Genomic DNA, 6,406 nt, shown 5'->3' on the forward strand with positions numbered 1-6,406 from the left:
AACCAGACACCGTGGAGCAGGACTCGCCTACCCCACGTATTGCCATTAGTGCTTCACAATGTACATATTTCTGGTGTAGGTGTTATCCAGCGGATCTTTACCGGTATAACCTCCAACCCACGGTTTTACCAGACGCGCGTTCACGTAGTAATAAACCGGAACAATGGCCGAATCTTTATCCAACTGTTGCTCTGCTTTGGTGTACAACGCCGTGCGCTGCGCCTCGTCAGTGGCTTTCAGCGTTTCCGCCATAATACTGTCAAACGCAGGGCTCTTATAATGCGCGGTGTTCATCGAGCTGTTCGACAGCATGGTGTTCAGGAAGGAGGTCGGTTCGTTGTAGTCGGCACACCAACCTGCACGAGCCACATCAAAAGTTCCCTGGTGACGGGTGTCAAGGAAGGTTTTCCATTCCTGGTTAACCAGTTTGACGTTAACACCTATGTTTTTCTTCCACAGCGAAGAGGCGGCAATGGCCAGCTTTTTATGCAGATCGGACGTGTTATATAGCAGGTTAATCGTTAACGGTTTGTCTGCAGTATAACCCGCTTCGGCCAGCAGTTTTTTAGCTTCTTCGTTACGTTTTTCCTGGCTCCAGCCAAACCATTCCGGCTGAGTTAATTTTGCACCATCAGTATAAGGAGGTGTGTAACCATAGGCTGGCATATCGCCCTGTGCTTTAACTTTATTAACAATGATATCGCGGTCCATACCCAGTTTCAGCGCTGTACGCACGCGCACGTCGTTGAATGGCGCTTTCTGGTTATTAATTTCGTAATAGTAGGTACACAGATATGGGTCGACGTGAACTTCGTCCGGGATCTCTTTTTTCAGTTTCTGGAACAGCTCGATCGGCATGTTGTTATAAGTCATATCGATTTCACCGCTGCGATAGCGGTTTACATCGGTAACTTCAGAAGCGATCGGCAAATAAGTCACCTGATTAATAACCGTTTTCGCGTTGTTCCAGTAAGTCGGGCTGCGCTCAAGAACGATACGTTCGTTAACGACCCAATCTTTTAATGTATAGGCACCGTTGGTGACGATATTATCCGGCTGAGTCCATTTTTCGCCAAATTTCTCAATGGCGGCTTTTGGCACCGGAGAAGTAGACGGGTGAACCAACAATTTATAGAAGTACGGAACAGGCTCACTTAATGTAACTTCTAACGTGTGATCATCGATGGCTTTCACGCCGAGATCGGTAATCGGTTTTTTCCCTTCGAGAATTTCATCAATACCGGCAATATGCCCATATTGCAGATAACTTGCATAGGGAGACGCCGTGTTCGGATCAACAGAACGTTGCCAACTATATACAAAGTCTTGCGCAGTGACTGGCGTGCCATCAGACCATTTCGCATCTTTACGCAGATGGAATGTCCAGACTTTAGCGTCTTTATTATCCCAGGATTCAGCAACGCCCGGAGCCGGATGGCCGTCGAGATCGCTGACCAATAAGCCTTCAAACAAGTCGCGGCTGATATTAGACTCCGGAACCCCTTCAATTTTGTGCGGATCTAATGATTGAACTTCAGAACCATTATTGCGCACCAGCGTTTGTTTTTCTGCGAGCTGAACACCCGCGGGCACATCAGCCGCCAACGCGACATTCCCTGCCATAAGCGCAGCCAGAACGCCTGCTGCGACTAAACTTCTCTTGGTGATGTTGGTCATTGTTTTTTGGACTCCCTCATTATAATTACTGGTTTGAACCAGCATGTGTAATCCCGGATTGGGACCCTGGACAGATTCGGAGACTTTCTGCTGCCAGGTTACTTTATCGTTACGCTTTACTATCACCGACTTTGTTTATTCTGGTGATTCGGACGACCACCTTACGTCGATTCTTACTGTGCCTCCCCTGTCGAGACACATTTATTTACTGCAGCAATTTTTATTGTTAATAATTCCCATTACCAATAAAATTGCCTGATGGTTGGCCGGAAAGTATCAAATGCGCTTCTTGCTCGCCAATACATTTTGCAAAATTGTTAAGCAATTCTCTTTTATTGACCATGACAGTACCTAAACCCCTCATCAAGCTGCCAATAAAATCATTTAAAAACATAAAGATAGAAAATCAGGAAGCAAGACTGTCTTTTCTGGTAACCATTATGATAGAGAAATGCACAATAATTTAACAACAGCTCATTATTTAGCACATTCCTCTACCAAATCCAGTGGAATTACTAATATCATTTCAATTATTCTTCAGCAAGACCCTGAATTATGATGTCGCGAAAATAACATGATGAGGAGGAGCGCGAGGTAAGGATATTCTTATAACCGGCTGTAATATGAGAAAAAATATTTATCTATTTCGTTTGCTTCTGATAACTGCGTTGGGCCAAAGTAAAAATAATGACGAAAAAACGGAGCACTATGACTCCGTTTCGGATGAAAGGAATTAATTGAGCAGGCCAGGGAAAATCCCTTTGATTCCATTAACAATAAATTCAATCCCTAATGCCATCAGTAACAACCCCATAATACGGGTAATCACGTTGATGCCGGTCTGGCGCAGAACCCTTACCAGCCAGGGAGCCATACGGAATAAGCCCCAACAACATAAAGCAAACAACGCGATTGCCACAAAAAAACCGAACAAGTAACCAATGCTGTGATAACGCGTTCCCCAAACGATAGTTGAGCTGATCGCTCCCGGCCCTGCCATCAAAGGCAATGCGAGCGGTACAACGCCGATGCTTTCACGAATTGCGGTTTCTGATTTTTCTTGTTTGTTCTGTTTATCCTCGCCAAGTTTGCCACTGATCATCGACATCGCAATTGTGACCACCAGAATGCCGCCCGCGATACGGAACGAATCAATCGAGATGCCAAAAAGTTGCAGAATCGTGTCGCCAAGAAAAAGCGCAATCCACAAGATGATCGCTACCGACAGGTTGGCGGTCAGATTTGTTTTGTTTCTCGCTGCCGCGGTCTGATAGCTGGTCATACTGATGAACACAGGGATGATCCCAACAGGGTTAACCAGCGCAAATAACCCGATAAAAAACTTAAAATAAACGGGAAAATCAAAGAGTGTCTGAATCACAGTTAGCTCCGAAGCAAAGGCCGGATAATGTTAGTCATAACCAAGGGTAAAAAATACGCGCTGACAATACGCCTTTTGGCAGCATTTTTCACCTCCTAACTGCTTAAAATCACTATCATTCATTATTGTTATCTAGACGTACAAAACATGCTAATGTAGCCAACAATAAATACTACAATTTATTAACTATTAGCTTTTGTAGCTAAAAGCGGAGCTGAAAGGTGTCAGCTTTGCTGAATTTTGATCTAGATCACGCAATCAGTACCCAGAAGTGAGTAATCTTGCTTACGCCACCTGGAAGTGACGCATTAGAGTTCAATGACTCTAATGTTTAAACTCTTTTAGTAAATCACAGTGAGTGTGAGCACGAGTAAGATTTTGATTTTCAAAGGTTAAGCAAATCATCATCGCACTGACTATACTCTCGTATTCGAGCAGATGATTTACTAAAAAAGTTTAACATTATCAGGAGAGCATTATGGCTGTTACTAATGTCGCTGAACTTAACGCACTCGTAGAGCGTGTAAAAAAAGCCCAGCGTGAATATGCCAGTTTCACTCAAGAGCAAGTTGACAAAATCTTCCGCGCCGCCGCTCTGGCTGCCGCAGATGCTCGAATCCCACTCGCGAAAATGGCCGTTGCTGAATCCGGCATGGGTATTGTTGAAGACAAAGTGATTAAAAACCACTTCGCTTCAGAATATATCTACAACGCGTATAAAGATGAAAAAACCTGCGGTATTCTGTCCGAAGACGACACTTTCGGTACTATCACTATCGCTGAACCAATCGGTATTATTTGCGGTATCGTTCCGACCACTAACCCGACTTCAACCGCTATCTTCAAATCGCTGATCAGCCTGAAGACCCGTAACGCCATCATTTTCTCTCCACACCCGCGTGCAAAAGATGCAACTAACAAAGCTGCTGACATCGTTCTGCAGGCTGCTATCGCTGCTGGTGCGCCGAAAGATCTGATCGGCTGGATCGATCAACCTTCTGTTGAACTCTCCAACGCGTTGATGCACCACCCTGACATTAACCTGATCCTTGCAACCGGTGGTCCAGGTATGGTTAAAGCGGCATACAGCTCCGGTAAACCAGCTATCGGCGTAGGTGCAGGTAACACCCCAGTTGTTATTGATGAAACTGCTGATATCAAACGTGCTGTTGCATCTGTACTGATGTCCAAAACCTTCGACAACGGCGTAATCTGTGCTTCTGAACAATCTGTTGTTGTGGTTGATTCTGTTTATGATGCTGTGCGTGAACGTTTCGCGACCCACGGCGGCTACATGTTGCAGGGCAAAGAACTGAAGGCAGTTCAGGACGTTATCCTGAAAAATGGCGCGCTGAACGCAGCTATCGTTGGTCAACCGGCGTATAAAATTGCTGAACTGGCAGGCTTCTCTGTTCCAGAAAATACTAAGATTCTGATCGGTGAAGTGACTGTTGTTGATGAAAGTGAGCCGTTCGCTCATGAAAAACTGTCCCCGACTCTGGCAATGTACCGTGCGAAAGATTTCGAAGACGCGGTAGATAAGGCAGAGAAACTGGTTGCTATGGGCGGTATCGGACATACCTCTTGCCTGTACACCGACCAGGATAACCAACCGGCACGCGTTTCTTACTTCGGTCAGAAAATGAAAACTGCCCGTATCCTGATCAACACCCCGGCGTCTCAGGGTGGTATCGGTGACCTGTATAACTTCAAACTCGCACCTTCCCTGACTCTGGGTTGTGGTTCCTGGGGTGGTAACTCCATCTCTGAAAACGTTGGTCCGAAACACCTGATCAACAAGAAAACCGTTGCTAAGCGAGCTGAAAACATGTTGTGGCACAAACTTCCGAAATCTATCTACTTCCGCCGTGGCTCCCTGCCAATCGCGCTGGATGAAGTGATTACTGATGGCCACAAACGTGCGCTCATCGTGACTGACCGCTTCCTGTTCAACAACGGCTATGCTGACCAGATCACTTCCGTATTGAAAGCGGCTGGCGTAGAAACTGAAGTCTTCTTCGAAGTTGAAGCAGACCCGACTCTGAGCATCGTACGTAAAGGCGCAGAACTGGCGAACTCCTTCAAACCGGACGTCATTATCGCGCTGGGTGGTGGTTCCCCGATGGACGCTGCGAAGATCATGTGGGTTATGTACGAACACCCGGAAACTCACTTCGAAGAACTGGCGCTGCGTTTTATGGACATCCGTAAACGTATCTACAAGTTCCCGAAAATGGGCGTGAAAGCGAAAATGATCGCAGTCACCACCACTTCCGGTACAGGTTCTGAAGTTACTCCGTTTGCGGTTGTAACTGACGACGCTACTGGTCAGAAATATCCGCTGGCAGACTATGCGCTGACCCCGGATATGGCGATTGTTGACGCCAACCTGGTTATGGATATGCCGAAGTCCCTGTGTGCTTTCGGCGGTCTGGACGCAGTCACTCACGCTATGGAAGCTTATGTTTCTGTACTGGCTTCTGAGTTCTCTGATGGTCAGGCTCTGCAAGCGCTGAAACTGCTGAAAGAATACCTGCCAGCGTCCTACCACGAAGGGGCTAAAAACCCGGTAGCACGCGAGCGTGTTCACAGTGCGGCAACTATCGCAGGTATCGCGTTTGCGAACGCCTTCCTGGGTGTATGTCACTCAATGGCGCACAAACTGGGTTCCCAGTTCCATATTCCGCACGGTCTGGCAAACGCCTTGCTGATTTGTAACGTTATTCGTTACAACGCAAACGACAACCCGACCAAGCAGACTGCATTCAGCCAGTATGACCGTCCGCAAGCACGCCGTCGTTATGCTGAAATTGCAGACCACCTGGGTCTGAGCGCACCGGGCGACCGTACTGCTGCTAAGATCGAGAAACTGCTGGCATGGCTGGAAACGCTGAAAGCAGAACTGGGTATTCCGAAATCTATCCGTGAGGCTGGCGTTCAGGAAGCTGACTTCCTCGCGAACGTAGATAAACTGTCTGAAGATGCATTCGATGACCAGTGCACCGGCGCTAACCCGCGTTATCCGCTGATCTCCGAGCTGAAACAGATTCTGCTGGATACCTACTATGGTCGTGATTATGTAGAAGGTGCACCAGCAGCAAAGGAAGCAGCTCCGGCTAAAGCAGAGAAAAAAGCGAAGAAATCCGCTTAATCAATAACTCTGTATAACAGTATAAACGGTCCCTTTTGGGGTAATGCCGATCAGTTAAGGATCAGTTGACCGATCCAGTGGCTGTGTAAGAATCCGGAAACGCTCACTCGTTTCCGGATTTTTTTATGCACATTGGACAGGCCCTTGATCTGGTATCCCGTTACGATTCTCTGCGTAACCCACTGACTTCTCTGGGG

The 6,406-nt window shown here is 47.0% G+C and carries 4 protein-coding genes; 2 read left to right on the plus strand and 2 right to left on the minus strand.

Going from position 1 to position 6,406, the window contains the following annotated elements; all coding sequences use genetic code 11:
* Positions 1-45 precede the first annotated feature (45 nt).
* Together oppA and ychE are read right to left on the minus strand one after the other, a co-directional pair.
* Positions 46-1,677: an oligopeptide ABC transporter substrate-binding protein OppA gene (gene oppA / locus A9587_RS22490; RefSeq protein WP_105263961.1), complete on the minus strand. Its 1,632-nt coding sequence runs from the start codon at positions 1,675-1,677 to the stop codon at positions 46-48.
* Positions 1,678-2,410: 733 nt separating this feature from the next.
* Positions 2,411-3,058, minus strand: coding sequence for an NAAT family transporter YchE (gene ychE / locus A9587_RS22505; RefSeq protein ID WP_000616766.1), 648 nt, complete (start codon positions 3,056-3,058; stop codon positions 2,411-2,413).
* 478 nt (positions 3,059-3,536) lie between these two features.
* Here ychE and adhE point away from each other — a divergent pair, with 478 nt between their 5' ends.
* Both adhE and A9587_RS25285 read left to right on the plus strand, forming a co-directional pair.
* Complete coding sequence (gene adhE / locus A9587_RS22510) at positions 3,537-6,209, plus strand: bifunctional acetaldehyde-CoA/alcohol dehydrogenase (protein ID WP_000301631.1); 2,673 nt, start codon at positions 3,537-3,539, stop codon at positions 6,207-6,209.
* A 125-nt stretch (positions 6,210-6,334) separates the two neighbouring features.
* A partial coding sequence (locus A9587_RS25285) for a hypothetical protein (protein ID WP_001675268.1) occupies positions 6,335-6,406 on the plus strand: 72 nt, incomplete at its 3' end.

The sequence above is a fragment of the Escherichia sp. MOD1-EC6162 genome (assembly GCF_002965125.1).
In the GTDB taxonomy this organism is placed as follows: domain Bacteria; phylum Pseudomonadota; class Gammaproteobacteria; order Enterobacterales; family Enterobacteriaceae; genus Escherichia; species Escherichia marmotae.

Coding starts and splice junctions, on each gene's coding strand:
- adhE (WP_000301631.1), top strand. CDS start 3,537: ATGGCTGTTACTAATGTCGCTGAACTTAACGCACTCGTAGAGCGTGTA.
- oppA (WP_105263961.1), bottom strand. CDS start 1,677: ATGACCAACATCACCAAGAGAAGTTTAGTCGCAGCAGGCGTTCTGGCT.